Origin of the sequence: Streptomyces sp. G-G2, from assembly GCF_030063135.1 — a bacterium.
Classification (GTDB): domain Bacteria; phylum Actinomycetota; class Actinomycetes; order Streptomycetales; family Streptomycetaceae; genus Streptomyces.
Genome location: NZ_JASISO010000052.1, coordinates 1 through 14,420, shown reverse-complemented (window position 1 = coordinate 14,420; position 14,420 = coordinate 1). Strand labels below are relative to the sequence as shown.

Sequence of the window (14,420 nt, the reverse complement as noted above, 5' to 3'; positions counted from 1 at the left end):
GATCGGACTCAGCGGCGACCGAGCAGCCGGCGCCACCAGCTGACGCCGCGCCGGTGGGCGGCGGCGGTGGGCGCCCGGGTCGGCTGCGGCGGGATCAGCGCGTGCCGCGGCGGGTGTGCGGGTTGCGCGGCCGGTTCCTGGGGCTGGGGCTGCGCTTCCGGCGCCGAGCGCGGGGCGAACCGTACCGGCAGCGACAGCAGATGGCGCGACATGAGGGTGCCCCGCCACTGGAGTTCGCTCGCGTCGACCGCGAGCTGGAGGTCGGGCAGCCGGTCCAGGAGGACCTCGATGCCGGTGTCCGCGATGGCGCGGCCGATGTCCTGGCCGGGGCACTCGTGCGGTCCGCTGCTGAATGCCAGGTGGGAGCGGTTGCCGTGGACGGAGGCCTCGCGATCCGGCCGGATCTGCGGGTCGACGTTGCCCGCGGCCAGGCCGAGCAGGAGCATGTCGCCGGCCTTCACCTGCTGGTCGCCGAGCACGGTGTCTCCCGTGGCCCAGCGCGCGATGATCGTGTTGATGGGCGGGTCGTCCCACAGGACCTGCTCCAGGGCGTCGGGCAGGGTCATGTGGCCTCCGGAGAGGCTCGCGCGGAAGCGCGGGTCGGTCAGTACGGTCCGCAGCGTGTTGGCGATCAGGTTGGCGGTGGTCTCGTACGCCGCGATCAGTACGACGCGCAGGTGCATCAGCACTTCGGTGTCGCTCAGGTTCGCGGAGTGTTCGAGCAGCCAGGAGGCGAGGTCGCGGGCGGGCCGGGCCTTGCGCTCCGCGACCAGCTGCTCCAGCGTGGCGGTGACGTAGCGGTCGCTCTGGAGGGCGGTCGCGGTTCCCTGGAGCATGTCGCGTGCCGCGTTGACCAGCATGGGCCCGTGCTCGTCGGGCGCCCCGACGAGCTGCGTCATGACGAGCATGGGGAGCTGGTCGGAGAAGGCGGCCACCAGATCGGCGTACCCGTCGCCCGCGATCCGGTCGACGAGCTGGTTGGCGAAGCGGGTCACGTAGCGGCGCAGACCGCGCTTGTCGAAGCGCTCCAGGGACTCCACCACGGCTCCGCGCAGCCGCTCGTGGACGGGCCCGTCGGTGAAATTGCACACCGGCACCCAGGTGACCATCGGGCCGAGCGGGGTGTCGGGCGCTACTCTGCCCTCCTTCATGTCGCGCCAGCCCCGGGGGTCGCGGGCGAAGCGGGAGGGGGTGCGCGCCACCTCCAGGTTCTCCCGGTGGCCGAGGACCAGCCATGCCCGCAGGTCGCCGCTGACCAGCACGGGGGCTACCGGTCCGTGTTCGGCCCGCAGCTTCTCGTACAGCCCCAGGGGGTCGGTTTGCGCCTCCGGCCCGTGGAGGCGGTACAGGCCGCCCCCGGCTCCCGCCGTGTGGGCGGGGCACTCGGGCGGAGGGGTGGGGTAGGTGCTCACATTGCCTCCAGGGTCGCTGCCTGGGAGTGCAGGTAGCGCATGAGGGTCAGCAGGACATCGCGGGACGAGTCGCGTCGCCTGGCGTCGCAGACGACGATCGGGACGGCGGGGGGCAGGTCGAGGGCCTGGCGCAGGTCCTCCAGCGGATGGTCGGGCGCGCCGGGGAAGGAGTTGACGGCCACGACGAAGGGGACGCCCCGCTCCTCGAGCCGTCCGATGACGTCGAAGCTGATCTCCAGCCGGCGGGTGTCGAGGAGGACGACCGCACCGAGCGCGCCTTCGAAGAGCCCGCGCCAGAGGAACCAGAAGCGCTCCTGCCCGGGTGTCCCGAACAGGTACAGCACGAGCTCGTCGTTGACGCTGATGCGACCGAAGTCCATGGCCACGGTCGTGGTGGTCTTGCGCGCCACGCCCCGGGTGTCGTCGACGCCGATCCCGGCCCGCGTCATCGTCTCCTCGGTGGTCAGCGGTTTGATCTCGCTGACCGCGCCGACCATCGTGGTCTTGCCCACGCCGAAGCCGCCGACGATGACGACTTTGACGGCGGCCGCGGCCGTCTGCGGAAGTATGTCCGCGTCGCGCGGCCCGGCGGGCGCGTCAGAGTTTCTGAAGTCCATCGATCACTGCCTCGATCAGAGCAAGGTCGGGTAGCTGTGCGGCGGGAACGGGCGGGCGCACCTGCACGCGCCGAGCGGCCATCAGGTCACCGACCAGCACGGTGATGGCGCTGACGGGCAGCCCGGCGTACGCGGCGATCTCGGCCACCGACAGCGGTGACTGGCACATCCGCAGGATGGCCGCCTGCTCGGGCTGCATCTCGGGCCGGGCGGCCACCTTGGCCACGACCAGGGTCACGAGGTCCAGGTGGACGGCGGTGGAGGGTCCGCTGCGTCCACCGGTGATGACGTAGAGCCGTTCGGGACTGGCGTCCTCCCAGCTTGCGGGCGGTTCACTCACGCGGGTTGCCCGTCATGTCGCGGTGGGCTGCTCAGGTGATCCCCCATCCGGGACACCAGGGCGCGCATCTGTGCGCCCATCAGGCCCGCGTCGACCCCTTCGTCGGCGAGGACGGCGAGGAAGGAGCCGTCGCCGGCGGCCATCAGGTAGAAGAACCCGCCGTCCATCTCGATCACGACCAGGCGCATCCTGCCCTCGGAGCTGGGCAGTTCGGCGGCGACCGCGCCGGCGAGGCTCTGCAGGCCCGCGCAGGCCGCCGCCAGTCGGTCGGCCGTGTCGGTCTCGGCCCCGTACTGCGCCACGCAGAGCCCGTCCGCGGACAGTACGATCACGTGCCGCGTCTGCGGCACTCCGGCGGCCAGGTCCTTGAGCATCCAGTCCATGCTGCTTCGCTGAGTCATCATCGTTTACGCCCCTTTGGTCGCTGAACCCGACGCGTCCTGGGCGTCCTCGGCGTCGTGGCCGGGCCCGCCGGCCAGTCCGCTGTGGAACGCCTCCAGCCACATGCCGGGGCCGGGGTCCTGCGCCGACCGCGGCTGCGCGGCCGGCCGGGCGTCGGAGGTGGTGGCACGGTCCTTGCGGCGCCGCTGCGGCAGGGCGCCCGCGGTGCGGTCGGCGGCCGGGCCACCGGTGACGGGCACCGGCCGGGGTACCGGAGCCGGAGCCGGAACCGGCCCGCCGAACGAACGGTCGCCGCCGGGCCGCTCGCGCGGTGCGGGGGCCACTGCCCGGGGCCCCGAAGAGGAGCCGATGCCGTGGGCGAGACCCGTCGCCGCGGAGGCCATGGTGATCAGGTGCTGCGGGACGATGACCACGGCGCGGACGCCGCCGTACGCGGAGGAGCGCAGGGAGACCTGCAACCCGTACGCCTGCGCGAGCCGGCCGACGACCGCGAGGCCGAGCCTCGGCGTCTCACCGAGGTCGTTGAGGTCGATGCCGGACTGCGCCTGCGCGAGCATCCTCTCGGCGCGCCTGCGGGCCTCTTCGCTCATGCTGAGGCCGCCGTCCTCGATCTCCACGGCGATGCCCGACTGCACCTCGACGGCCGTGAGGTGGACCCGGGTGTGCGGCGGTGAGTACCGGGTGGCGTTGTCCAGCAGTTCCGCGAGGGTATGGATCAGCGGTTCCACGATCGGACCGACGACGGCGACCTCGGTCACCGAGTGCAGTTCCACCCGCTGGTAGTCGATGATCCTCGACATCGCGCCGCGCAGCACGCTGTACAGGGTGACGGCCCGGCTCCACTGGCGGCCGGGACGCGCCCCGCCGAGGACCGAGATGGAGTCGGCGAGCCGCCCGATCAGGGCGTTGCCGTGGTCGAGGCGCAGGAGGTCGCCGAAGACGTCGGGGTTGCGGCCGTGCCGGTCCTCCATCTCGCGCATCTCCTGCGCCTGCTGGTGGACGATCGCCTGAACGCGGCGGGCGATGTTGACGAAGGCCCGCTGGGCCGAGTCGCGAAGGCTCTCCTCGTTGTCGACGGTGTCGATGACCTGGGCCAGCACCGCCTGGAGGGCGGCTCTGAAGCGCGGGGTCAGGTCTCGGTCGTCGCCCCAGCGGGTGCCCTGTCCGCCGCGGCCGCCCAGGGAGGTCAGCACGTCTTCGGGCAGCTCGCCCTTGCGCAGCCGCTCGATGGCCTCGCTCAGCACCACCTGGGACAGGCGCACGGCCTCGGTCTCCTGCCGGGACAGGGTGTGCCGCAGGGCCACGAGTTCGGCGCGCCGGGCGGTGAGCGCGCGACCGCGCCGGAGCGCTTCGACGAGGACCACGGCGGTGCAGGCGGCGCCCACGCCGATCCAGGCGGTGCGGACCGGCTCCGAGGAGGAAGCGAGCGCCCCGACCAGGCAAGCGGCCGCGACGGCCGCGACGGCAGCCAGCATTCGGCTCGTACCCACCTCCGGGCGTGCGGCTTCGGGGGGAATGTTTTTCTGCTCCATCGGCGTCCTCGAACCATCGAAAGAAGAGATCTTCTGACCGGTGGGCGGGAGCTTAACTACGCCCAACTGTCGGCACGCGTGCTTTCGGTGGAGTTCATCGGACCGGAGGACCTGATACGCGCCATTGGCGGCGCCGCATTCCGGCGCGGGCGAGGCTCCGCCCACGGTGGGCGGCGGTGTAGCGCGAGGTCGACGGCGTACCGACCCTTGTGCGGCAGGGGAATTCGAACTCCTATTCCGCTCGATTTCGGCCGCATCGGATGTGTTGGGAAGTGGTGTCCCGAACGAAAGTGCGCTATAGGAGTGGTGGCGGGCGCTTCCGCCCGCGGCCCGCGAGGGACGTCGGGCCGCAGGCCAGCGTGAGCGGCCGGGGCCCGTCACGGTGGTCAGGGCGGGTCACGGTGGTCAGGGCACGCCCCTGCGGACCCCGCTCTCGAACACGGCCACCTCGTCGAGCTGTCCGGGACCCCGGCGGCATGACCGCCTCACCCGATCCGCGGAAGACGAGGGGCCCTCAGGCATCCCTGCGCCGTGTGTGCAGATGGCCGTCGAGGGGGAAGGCGGGCGGCGCCGCGGGAAGGACTCTGTCGACGTCGTAACGGCTCTTCTGTGCCACGCGGCACGAAGCCAGGTTGTCCACCTGATGCAGGAGATCCAGGCGCTCCAGCCCGTCCGCCACGAAGGTGTCGAAGGCCCAGCCGGTGAGGACATCCAGAGCGCGGGGCGCCACACCCCGCCCCCGCCCGTGCGCCGCGGTCCAATAACCCACCTCGGCCGACGGTTTGCCGGGTGCCACGTCCTTGAGGACCACGTGGCCGACCAGGTGCCCTTGGGCCGCGTCGGGGTGCCTTTCAAGGAGCGCGAAGCCGAACTGGTCACCCGCCGCCCATCCCCGCTGCTGGGCCCGCACCCACCGGACCGCGTCAGCGTCGCTCTCCACGACAGTGCTCGTCCAGTGGCGCAGTGCGGGATCCCGGCACGCCACGACGAGCGCGGAAACGTCTTCCATGAGCCAGGGGCGAAGAACGAGGGCGGGAGCGCACGGCGTCGCGCCCGCGTGCAGTATGACGGTGTCTTCCATCGGCCGATCGTATGCGGCGCGTTCGCGGCCCCTCAGTCGAGACAGAACTCGTTGCCCTCGATGTCCTGCATTCCGAGGCAGGACTCGTTGTCGTCATCAGCGAGCAGTAGCTGCCCGCGTACCGCGCCGAGCGCGACCAGTCGTTCGCATGCGGCCTCGAGTGCGGCGAGGCGCTCTTCACCCACTAGTCCGGTGCCGACCCGCACGTCAAGATGCAGCCGGTTCTTGACGACCTTGCCTTCGGGAACGCGCTGGAAGAACAGTCGCGGGCCCCCATCCGAGGGGTCAATGCACGCGAACGCCGGACCCTGGTGCTCAGGCGGCTGTGCGCGATCGAAATCGTTCCACGTAGCAAACCCGTCCGGCGGCGGCGGTACGACGTACCCCAACACCTCGCGCCAGAAACGAGCGACGCGCTCAGGTTCTACGCAGTCGAAGGTGATTTGGAACTGCTTGATCGAATTCATCGGTCCATCGTAGAGGCGGGGTCGTTCGTCGTCTCCACGGGGGCGACCCTGGTCGGGTTGTCCCGCGCCCGGCCAACTCGCGCCGATGAGTGGGGCCTTGAGCCGTGTCGTCGGGCACTGCCTTCGTGAGGCGAGCGGCCGGAGGCCCGCGCCGGGACGGGGCAACTGCGAGGTAGCGGGAGTGTCGCCCCCGGGCACGGAACTTGAGATCCCTTTCTCGATAGGGGACTTGTTCGTGCGGACGACCCGTCAACTGGCCCGCGAGGGGGCTCAGCCCGGCAGCTTGTTGAACCTGCGGATCTGCTGGTCGAAGACCCGCGCCGGAGCGAGGCGGCGCAGCACGCTGAGACGCCTGGCGAAGGGGCCGGCGGTGTAGCGCGGCTTCGGCTTGGGGGCGGTGGCCGCTTTGACGATCGCCCGGGCGACGGTGGTGGGGGCGTCGCCGCCCTTGACCGCTTGCGCTACCACCTGGTCCGTGACGCGGCGTTGTTCGGCGTAGACCGGCAGCGGCGCGTCGGGCTGGACGATGTTTCCCTCGAACGCGGTGTTGGTCCCGCCGGGCTCGACGAGGAGGACCCGGACGCCGTGCTCGCGGACCTCGTGGTCCAGGGACTCTGAGTATCCCTCGACCGCGTGCTTGGAGGCGACGTAGACGGCCATGTAGGGCTGGGGGATGAACCCGTAGATCGACGACATGTTGATGACGCGCCCGCGGCGCCGGGCCCGCATGTGCGGCAGGACGGCCTTCGTCATGCGGATGACACCGAAGAGGTTGATGTCGAAGACGTGTTGGTCCAGGGCCAGGGAGGTCTCCTCGGCGGCGCCTGTCGAGCCGATGCCGGCGTTGTTGACCAGTACGTCGATCCGGCCGAACCGTTCGATGACCCGCTGGACCAGCGTGGTGACCGACGCGTCACTGGTCACATCGAGGTCGAGGAAGGTCACGCCGTCGCGCGGGGTGACCTTGGAGGCGTCGCGGCTCGTGCCGACCACCTCGAAGCCGGCGCCGACGAGCGAGAGAGCGGCGGCTTGCCCGATACCGGACGACGCTCCTGTGACGATTGCTACCGGACGGTTCGTGGTCATCATGACTCCTTGAAGGTTGATCATTCCGGTGGTGGTTCTCCGGGCGTGCGGGGCGCCGGCCGGCAGTCGGCGCGGGCCTTCGAGCGGCTGTGTCACGCCATGCTGACGACGACCTTCCCGGCCTTCGCGCGGCCCTCCCCGACGTAGTCCAGCGCTTCCCGGGTCGCCTCGAACGGGAAGCCGGGGACGATGTCGTAGTCGTGCAGGACCGTCTCGAACGCCTGATGTCCGTAGTCGATGACCGTGTCCGCGCTCAGGCTCCTCACCAGGTCGATGTTGGCCGCGCCGGTGGTCGTGGCGGCGTGGGCGCCCAGGTGCTTCGCCACCTGGATGGCGATGGTGCCGACGCCGCCGGAGCCCGCGTGGACGAGGACCTTCTGGCCCGGCCGTACGTGCGCCGCGCCCAGGTGCGGTTGCGGCGCCTCAGCGGCGGGCGGCCCGGATCGGTCGCCGTAGCGCTCGACCATGAAGGCCCTCATCGTCGTCTCCGCCCTTCTCGTCTGCCGCGCGCTCACGTCTGGTTCGGAGTCAGCGCCAGGCCCTGCTTGACGAGCCGGGTGACGTCGTCGGCGAGGATCTCGGGCAGGCCCCGCTCGATCGCGTCCAGGGCCTGGGCGGCGACGTCGGCGGGGTCCGCCTTCTGGTCAGCCGGGATGACACGGGCCATGTCGGTGTCCATGTATCCGACGTGCAGCGCGGAGACGGTGATGCCGCGGGGTGCCAGCTCCTCGCGGGCGGCGTCGGTCATGGCCCAGGCGGCGGCCTTGGCCGCCGCGTAGGCGCCGAGGCCGGCGGGGTGGAGCCATGACAGGACGGACAGGACGTTGAGCACGGCGCCGCCGCCATTGCGCTCGATGACCGGGGCGAAGGCCCGGGTGACGGCGAGGGGACCGAAGAAGTTGGTCTCCATCTCCAGGCGCACCGTGTCCAGGTCGCCGCCGATCAGCGGGGTGCCGGTGGAGATCCCCGCGTTGTTCACCAGCAGCGTCGCGTCGGAGGCGAGGTGCGCCGCGGCCCGGATGGATGCCTCGTCGCCCAGGTCGAGGCGCAGCGGAATGACACCGGCCAGGTCCAATTCGGGGCGGCGGGCCGCGGCGTAGACCGTGGCTCCGCGCTCCAGGAGCTGGGCGGCCATGTGGCGTCCCAGTCCTCGGTTGGCTCCGGTGACGACGGCGACCGCGTCCTTGAGTTCCATGTCCGCTCCCTGCGTCTCTGTCGACCGAGCGCCGGACGACATTTAGATCATGACTGCAATCTAATCTGGAGTCTAGGATAGATGGCAACCGACATCAAACTGGGAGGTGGCTCATGGGCCGCGTGTCACAGACGCAGGCGAAGGAGAACCGGCAGCGGGTCGTGGAGATGGCCTCCCGGCTGTTCCGTGAGCAGGGCACCCACGTCAGCGTCGCCGACCTCATGAAGGCCGCCGGTCTGACCCACGGCGGCTTCTACAAGCAGTTCGCCTCCAAAGCCGCGCTCATGGACGAGGCCACCACGCACGCCTTCGGCGAACTCGCCGAGCTCCACACGGCCGGTCTCGAGCGGCACGCCGGACAGCGCGAGGCCGCGCAGCGGGAGCTGATCGACACCTACCTCTCCGTCGAGCACCGCGACAACGCGGCGGACGGCTGCCCCGCCGCCGGGCTCGCCGCCGACATGGGGCGCGCGCGCGGCCCTCAGGAGGCTCATCGCGTCTATGCCGAGGGCGTACGCGCCTTCGCCGACGCGCTCGCCACCGAGGACCAGGAGGGCATCACCCGGCTGTGCACCATGCTCGGAGCCCTCGTCCTGGCCCGCGCGACCAAGGACTCCCCGATCTCCGAGGAGATCCTCACCACCGCACGCGCGGCCTTGACGACGGCGAGCGGCTGATCCGGAAGATCCCCCGATCCCTGACGCCCGGTCCGCGAGCCTCGACCATCGGCTGCCCGGTCTCGCCCGCCCGTTCCCGCTCGACCGCGACCTCAGCGTGCTCGGCCGCCACAGCTCGCCTCCACCCCGGTCGGCGGCGGCTTGGGGCCCCTGCGCGGCCCGGACCCCGCCTGACTCCACGAGGACGATGAGGAGCAGGCGCCCGGCGTCCCCCCTGGGAGCCCCGCCGTCCCGGTGGGACTGAGGTGTGCCTGTCGTCGGGCCTGTGGCACGCGGCTGACCCGTCACGTCGACGGAGCCGTCCCGGGCTTGGCGGGCCAGGTCATTCCGTGCGTCGTCGCCAGTACGGAAGCTGCCGCGTGAGGCGCTCCATCAGCTGCGGGGTCAGGAGGGTCCACCAGGCTGATCTGGAATGATCGGCGGGTGAGCACGTATGAGTGGGACGCGCTGACCACCGCCGAGGAAGCCTTCATGGTCAGTGCGTACGAGATCGACATTCTGCCTGGGGTCTGGGGCGACTTCGACGAAGCCGACCAGTCCCGGCCGCTCGATGAGCTGGCAGGGATCTTGCTCGCTCTCATCGATCGTGGATGGATCGAGGCCCGCCGGGTCGCGGCGTGGACCTCCCCGGCCGGGAAGGACGGTTTCCAGCCCGGAGAGCTGATCCCTCGTGATCAGCTCCCCGCGCTGCTCAACGACGCAACCACTTGGGAGTATCCCGACGATGGGGACTGGATCGGCGCGTGCACCCTGGTCGAGACCGAAGCGGGGAAGAAGGTCAGCCACCGTTCTCCCGAGGAGATGGCCGAGTAGCGCGCCGTGGTGAAACCGCAGACCTTTGTCAGCGGTCGGTCGCCCCAGCGGATGCCTTTCTCGCCGCGGACGCGGACGCGGACACGGGTGCGCTCGCGCTCGTAGTGTGTCGTGCCGGACGTCAGGTGGGTGTTGAGGGTGTCCCGGACCACCACGTTCGGGGCGCTGGGATGGATGCGGGCCCGCACCAGCCCAGGTGCAGGCGCGGGGGGCTGTCATGGAGAGCCCGGCTTCGTCCGCGAAGAGGATCCAGCCCCCACGGGCCGTCGTGAGGCTTCTACCCGCGGCCACACCTCCCGCGGCCACACCTGCCTCTTCTGCAGCCGCCTCTTCTACAGCTGCCTCTTCTCCAGCTCCACCGCGTGTTCGTCACGTCCCAGGGCTCTGCGGGCGGGCGGGTGCCTGCCAGGACGGCCGAGCGCAGCGAGATCTACGGGCGTTCGGCTCACGCGGGGGGGTCGGAATCGCTGGGGCGGAACGGCCCGGTCGGCGGGCCCGGGCCTACCTCCCCAGGTGATCCCCTGCCGCCGACCGGGCCGTTGGGCCGCCAGCCCTCAGTGGCGGCCCGCTTCGGGGTTGCGCCGTACACCGACCACGGCGACGACTGCGCCGAGGAGGCACAGCACGCCGGTGACCAGGGCGGCGGTGTGCACACCGTTCATGAAGGCCTGCCCGCTGCCTTCGACCACGGCGGACTTGAGCTGCGAGGGCATGGTGGCGGAGACCGGCGAAACTCCCATGGCCACCGCGTCCTTGGCCGCGTCCAGGCCGTGTGCCATGGGTGCGGGTACGCCTGCGGAGGTGAGTTCACCGGTCAGGGTCGAACTCACCCGGCTGCTGATCAGGGAGATCAGGACCGAGGTACCGAGTGCGCCGCCGATCTGCAGCGCGGTGGCCTGCAGGCCGCCGGCCACCCCGGCGTCCTTGACCGGGGCGTTGCCCACGATCGCTTCGGAGGAAGCGGCCATCACCATGCCCACGCCCAGGCCCAGCGCGATGAACGGCGGCCACATGGCGGCGTAGGAGGAGTGCACGCCCCAGCCGAGCATCCCGAAGGCCGCGCCCGCCTGCAGCAGCATGCCGAGGGGCATGGTCAGCCGGGCGCCGAACCTCTCGGTGAGCTTGGCGCCCAGGGGTGAGGCGACCACCGAGGCCAGGCTCAGCGGCAGGGTGCGCACCCCGGCCTGAACCGGTGTCATGCCGCGGACGTTCTGCAGGTAGAGCATGACGAAGAAGATCACGCCGAGCAGCGCGAAGAAGTTGATCGCGGTGATGACGGCGCCGATGGTCAGGGCGGGGCTGCGGAACAGCCGCATCGGCAGCAGGGGGTGATCGATGCGGGTCTCGTACCAGCAGAACAGCGCCAGGACGACCAGGCCGGCGGCGAGGGTGCCCAGGGTCGTGCCGGAGGCCCAGCCCCAGCCCTCGCCCTTGACCACGCCGAAGACCAGGATCAGCATGCCCAGCGCCAGCAGGACGACACCGGGGATGTCGAAGCGGTGGTGGCCGGTGGAGTTCTTGCTCTGCGGCAGCACGAAGGCGCTGAAGGCCAGAGCGATGACGCCGATGGGGGCGTTGATGTAGAACACGGACTCCCAGTTGACGCGCTCGACCAGCAGGCCGCCGACAATGGGCCCCAGCGCGGTGGACACCGAGGAGACCATGGCCCAGATGCCGACCGCCATGCCGAACTTCTTGGGCGGGAAGACCGCGCGCAGCAGTCCCAGGGTGTTGGGCATCAGCAGGGCGCCGAAGAGGCCCTGGAGGGCGCGGAAGGCGATGACGCCGTCGATCGACCCGCTCAGGCCGATGGCTACCGAGGAAGCGGTGAAGCCGGCCACGCCGATCATGTAGAAGGTGCGCCGTCCGAAGCGGTCGCCGAGCTTGCCGCCGAGGATCAGCGCGGCGGCCAGCGCCAGCAGGTAGGCGTTGGTGACCCACTGCAGGTCGGCGGTGGAGGCGTGCAGGTCCCGGCCGATCTCGGGGTTGGCGATGGAGACCACGCTGCCGTCCAGGCCGACCATGAACAGGCCGAAGGCCACGGCTATCAGCGTCAGCCAGGGTTTGGCGCGTCGGCCCCGCGGGGCGTCCGGCGGGGATTCCAGCGAAGCGTCGGGCGGGGAGTCCGGCGGGGAGTCTGCGGGCAGGGTGGAGCGGTCCACACGGGTGGAGGACATGAAGGTGCCTTGTTTCTCAAAGGGGATGGCGAAAGCGGCGGCCACACGCATACGGGTGGCCCGGCCGCAGGGTCCGACTCAGTCGGTGGCGGGGGTGATCCGACCCGGGAGCGTCGCGAGCGCGGACACGACCGAGCCGATGGCCGCGACGTCCCCGTCCGACAGGGTACGCAGGGCCTCGGTGACATAGCCCTGGACCAGTCGCTCGATCGCCGCGACCCGGCGCAGCGCCTCGGGTGTCAGGTGCAGGTGCGCGACGCGCTTGTCGGCGGTGTCCTGCCGCCGTTCCAGCAGGCCCTCGGCGACCAGTTGCGAGACCAGGGCGCTGACATTGTTCGGCTTGATGAGCAGGACCTCGGCGGCCTCGCGCACGGTGATGCCGGTGCGATCGCCGACCAGCCGGAGCAGTGCCAGCTGGTTCTTGGAGGGCTCCGCGTGCGGGAAGTCCTGGGCGAGGCGTCGGTCCAGTGCCCGGTTCAGCGCGGGCAGGACAGCAGCGAGCCCGGAGGCTACGGAGCTGATGTCCTGGGCGGACGCGCTGGTGGGAGGCATGCAGTCAGCATAAATATGACTCGATACCTATGTCAACATATGCAATAGGCGATCACCGCCGCGGACGCCATCATGCCGGAAGAGCATCGGAACGACAGGTGGCCGAACGTTGAGAAAAGGCGACCACCGACACAATCGCCGAACCAGCCGAACCAGCCGAACTCGCCGACCTCGACTGGTTCCGCGGCGAAGTGCGGTCCCCTACCTCGGTACTTGGAAGCCGCCGATCTCCTGCTCGATCAGTTCGGCCAGCCGCAGTGGGGTGCGGTCCTCGAACATCGGACCGATGAGCTGCACTCCCACCGGAAGACCCTCGGGGGACAGGCCCGTTGGTACGGCGGTGGCGGGCAGGCCGGGCATGGTGGCGAGACCGGCCCAGACGAGCTGGTCGAAGTACGGGTAATCGACGCCGTCGATGTCGATCCGGCGTCCCATCGGATCGGGGTCGTGGTCGTGCGGGAACGCGGGCGTGGGCGTGATGGGACACACCACGGCGTCGAACTCGGCGAACAGCTGCCGCCAGCCGTGCCGGTGGAGCTCACGACGGCTGTTCACCTCGATCCAGTCGCGGTGGCTGAGCACCATGCCGCGCAGCCGCGTCGCATCGAGGCTCTGGTCGTCCGCGCTCAGTTGGGCGGCGCGGATCCGCAGCCGCTCGTAGGCCTCGACGGGAAAACGCGCAACGGAGCCCGAGAACAGCAACTGCGTGTAGAGGATCGCGGCTTCGGTCAGATCGGGCAGCAGCGGACTGCGCCGTTCGACGCGGGCGCCGCCGTCGGCAAGCGCGTCGGCCACCCGGTCCAGGCCCGCCCGCACAGCGGACCCGGTCGGGATGAGCGGATGCTCGTCGAGGACCAGGACCCGGAAGTCGCGGAGCCGCTCGTGGCGCGCGGGAGGAAGCGTCACGCCGTACGCGACACCGAACGTCAGCGGGTCCGGCCCGGCCATCACGTCGAGCAGGAGCGTGAGGTCGCGGGCAGTGCGCGCCATCGGACCGACGACGGCGAGGTCACCGTCGGTCGGCAAGGCCGGCGAGGGCGGCGGGACCATTCCGCGGTTCGCCGCCAGCCCGAGTGTCGGCTTGTGCGCGTAGACACCGCAGAAATGTGCGGGGGTGCGCAACGAACCGGCGATGTCGGAGCCGATGGACAGCGCGCCGAATCCGGACGCCAGGGCCGCCGCCGATCCACCGGAGGATCCCCCCGGTGTGCGATCGTGATCCCACGGGTTCTTGGTGGTGCCGTAGATCGCGTTGAAGCTCTGTACGTCTTGCAGCCCCAAGGGCACATTGGTCTTGCCGAGCACCACCGCGCCCGCGGCCTTGAGCCGCGAAACCTGCACCGCGTCCTCGGTCGGAACGTAGTTCCGGTGGGGCGGCATGCCCCATGTCGTGGGCAGCCCGGCGATGTTGTAGGACTCTTTGACCGTCACCGGAATGCCGAGCAGCGGCCGGTCCTCACCTCGGGCGCGCGCTTGGTCGGCGCCGTGCGCGGCCGCCCGTGCACGATCGAAGTCCGGCACGCAGATCGCGTTGATCGCCTTGTCGTCCCGTTCGATACGGGCGATCGCCCGGTCGGTCAGTTCCGCCGAGGTCACGTCACCGGCACGTAAGGCAGTAGTGAGTTCCTCGGCCGTCTGAAAGTTCCATTCCATGAACGCGACCGTACCGGCCTGTTGAACAGGTCATGAAATGCCGCTTCGCGCAACGGGACGGATACCTACATGCTCATCATGTTCCTCTCGGCCAAGGACAGTTCACCCGACCGCTGGCACCGGCACTGGCGCCGGTAGTGGTAGTGGGGATGGCGATGGATGCCTGCGGTGGGTGCGGCGGGTCTCATCGCCCCGGGAGGCATGAGACCAGGGGAGGGGCTGCCGTTCTGGGTTCGCGACGCGGTGTCGTCCACGGAGCCGGGCCATGCACGGCGCGGGCCCCTACCGGCCTCAGCTTTTTGTTTAACCTCGCTGGTCACCCGACCTGCTGATCTTGGTTCGTTCCGGGGACAGCGGGACGGCCGTTCTTCACGCTTCGAGGTGTCGAGCAACGTCGCGTGAAGGAACGGCCGCTG

General features: G+C 70.5%; 14 protein-coding genes and 2 pseudogenes. 2 read left to right on the top strand and 14 right to left on the bottom strand.

Annotated features, from left to right (window positions below; genetic code table 11):
- Window positions 1-8: 8 nt before the first annotated feature.
- The 10 genes and pseudogenes from QMF80_RS31510 to QMF80_RS31465 form a co-directional block, all read right to left on the bottom strand.
- A complete protein-coding gene (locus QMF80_RS31510) occupies window positions 9-1,412 on the bottom strand; it encodes a cytochrome P450 (protein ID WP_283459504.1) in 1,404 nt (467 codons plus the stop codon).
- Entirely contained in the window at window positions 1,409-2,029 is a 621-nt protein-coding gene (locus tag QMF80_RS31505) for a GTP-binding protein (RefSeq protein WP_283459502.1), read from the bottom strand. The genes QMF80_RS31510 and QMF80_RS31505 overlap by 4 nt, the downstream gene beginning before the upstream one ends.
- Window positions 2,010-2,369 carry a DUF742 domain-containing protein gene (locus QMF80_RS31500; RefSeq protein ID WP_283459500.1) on the bottom strand — a complete coding sequence of 120 codons (360 nt, stop codon included), beginning with the start codon at window positions 2,367-2,369 and terminating at the stop codon, window positions 2,010-2,012. The genes QMF80_RS31505 and QMF80_RS31500 overlap by 20 nt, the downstream gene beginning before the upstream one ends.
- Window positions 2,366-2,773 (bottom strand): roadblock/LC7 domain-containing protein, encoded by a 408-nt coding sequence (locus QMF80_RS31495; protein ID WP_283459499.1) that lies wholly within the window; start codon window positions 2,771-2,773, stop codon window positions 2,366-2,368. The genes QMF80_RS31500 and QMF80_RS31495 overlap by 4 nt, the downstream gene beginning before the upstream one ends.
- Window positions 2,774-2,776: 3 nt before the next feature.
- Window positions 2,777-4,246, bottom strand: coding sequence for a sensor histidine kinase (locus tag QMF80_RS31490; RefSeq protein WP_283459497.1), 1,470 nt, complete (start codon window positions 4,244-4,246; stop codon window positions 2,777-2,779).
- A gap of 571 nt (window positions 4,247-4,817) precedes the next feature.
- Entirely contained in the window at window positions 4,818-5,384 is a 567-nt protein-coding gene (locus tag QMF80_RS31485) for a GNAT family N-acetyltransferase (protein WP_283459495.1), read from the bottom strand.
- Window positions 5,385-5,416: 32 nt separating this feature from the next.
- Complete coding sequence (locus QMF80_RS31480) at window positions 5,417-5,851, bottom strand: VOC family protein (protein WP_283459493.1); 435 nt, start codon at window positions 5,849-5,851, stop codon at window positions 5,417-5,419.
- A gap of 270 nt (window positions 5,852-6,121) precedes the next feature.
- Window positions 6,122-6,937: an oxidoreductase gene (locus QMF80_RS31475; RefSeq protein ID WP_283459491.1), complete on the bottom strand. Its 816-nt coding sequence runs from the start codon at window positions 6,935-6,937 to the stop codon at window positions 6,122-6,124.
- 92 nt (window positions 6,938-7,029) lie between these two features.
- Window positions 7,030-7,335, bottom strand: a pseudogene (locus tag QMF80_RS31470) (NADP-dependent oxidoreductase); the annotation flags it as partial.
- A gap of 113 nt (window positions 7,336-7,448) precedes the next feature.
- Window positions 7,449-8,132, bottom strand: coding sequence for an SDR family oxidoreductase (locus QMF80_RS31465; protein ID WP_283459488.1), 684 nt, complete (start codon window positions 8,130-8,132; stop codon window positions 7,449-7,451).
- Window positions 8,133-8,245: 113 nt separating this feature from the next.
- On the opposite strand from QMF80_RS31465, the gene QMF80_RS31460 reads away from it, so the two are divergent.
- Both QMF80_RS31460 and QMF80_RS31455 read left to right on the top strand, forming a co-directional pair.
- Window positions 8,246-8,809 (top strand): TetR family transcriptional regulator, encoded by a 564-nt coding sequence (locus tag QMF80_RS31460; protein WP_283459486.1) that lies wholly within the window; start codon window positions 8,246-8,248, stop codon window positions 8,807-8,809.
- A 423-nt stretch (window positions 8,810-9,232) separates the two neighbouring features.
- Entirely contained in the window at window positions 9,233-9,622 is a 390-nt protein-coding gene (locus tag QMF80_RS31455; RefSeq protein ID WP_283459485.1) for a hypothetical protein, read from the top strand.
- A gap of 171 nt (window positions 9,623-9,793) precedes the next feature.
- On the opposite strand, the pseudogene QMF80_RS38450 reads toward QMF80_RS31455, so the two are convergent.
- The 4 genes and pseudogenes from QMF80_RS38450 to QMF80_RS31440 form a co-directional block, all read right to left on the bottom strand.
- Window positions 9,794-10,017 (bottom strand): annotated as a pseudogene (locus QMF80_RS38450) (hypothetical protein); the annotation flags it as partial.
- 159 nt (window positions 10,018-10,176) lie between these two features.
- Window positions 10,177-11,799, bottom strand: a complete 1,623-nt coding sequence (locus QMF80_RS31450) for an MFS transporter (protein ID WP_283459483.1) — start codon at window positions 11,797-11,799, stop codon at window positions 10,177-10,179.
- 78 nt (window positions 11,800-11,877) lie between these two features.
- On the bottom strand, window positions 11,878-12,351 hold the full coding sequence (locus QMF80_RS31445) for a MarR family winged helix-turn-helix transcriptional regulator (RefSeq protein ID WP_283459481.1): 474 nt from the start codon (window positions 12,349-12,351) through the stop codon (window positions 11,878-11,880).
- A gap of 201 nt (window positions 12,352-12,552) precedes the next feature.
- Entirely contained in the window at window positions 12,553-14,004 is a 1,452-nt protein-coding gene (locus tag QMF80_RS31440) for an amidase (RefSeq protein WP_283459479.1), read from the bottom strand.
- Window positions 14,005-14,420: the final 416 nt, after the last annotated feature.

Excerpts from the sequence above, each read along its gene's own strand:
- QMF80_RS31505 (WP_283459502.1), bottom strand. The coding sequence starts at position 2,029 with ATGGACTTCAGAAACTCTGACGCGCCCGCCGGGCCGCGCGACGCGGAC.
- QMF80_RS31495 (WP_283459499.1), bottom strand. The coding sequence starts at position 2,773 with ATGATGACTCAGCGAAGCAGCATGGACTGGATGCTCAAGGACCTGGCC.
- QMF80_RS31490 (WP_283459497.1), bottom strand. The coding sequence starts at position 4,246 with ATGCTGGCTGCCGTCGCGGCCGTCGCGGCCGCTTGCCTGGTCGGGGCG.
- QMF80_RS31485 (WP_283459495.1), bottom strand. The coding sequence starts at position 5,384 with ATGGAAGACACCGTCATACTGCACGCGGGCGCGACGCCGTGCGCTCCC.
- QMF80_RS31480 (WP_283459493.1), bottom strand. The coding sequence starts at position 5,851 with ATGAATTCGATCAAGCAGTTCCAAATCACCTTCGACTGCGTAGAACCT.
- QMF80_RS31475 (WP_283459491.1), bottom strand. The coding sequence starts at position 6,937 with ATGACCACGAACCGTCCGGTAGCAATCGTCACAGGAGCGTCGTCCGGT.
- QMF80_RS31465 (WP_283459488.1), bottom strand. The coding sequence starts at position 8,132 with ATGGAACTCAAGGACGCGGTCGCCGTCGTCACCGGAGCCAACCGAGGA.
- QMF80_RS31460 (WP_283459486.1), top strand. The coding sequence starts at position 8,246 with ATGGGCCGCGTGTCACAGACGCAGGCGAAGGAGAACCGGCAGCGGGTC.
- QMF80_RS31450 (WP_283459483.1), bottom strand. The coding sequence starts at position 11,799 with ATGTCCTCCACCCGTGTGGACCGCTCCACCCTGCCCGCAGACTCCCCG.
- QMF80_RS31445 (WP_283459481.1), bottom strand. The coding sequence starts at position 12,351 with ATGCCTCCCACCAGCGCGTCCGCCCAGGACATCAGCTCCGTAGCCTCC.
- QMF80_RS31440 (WP_283459479.1), bottom strand. The coding sequence starts at position 14,004 with ATGGAATGGAACTTTCAGACGGCCGAGGAACTCACTACTGCCTTACGT.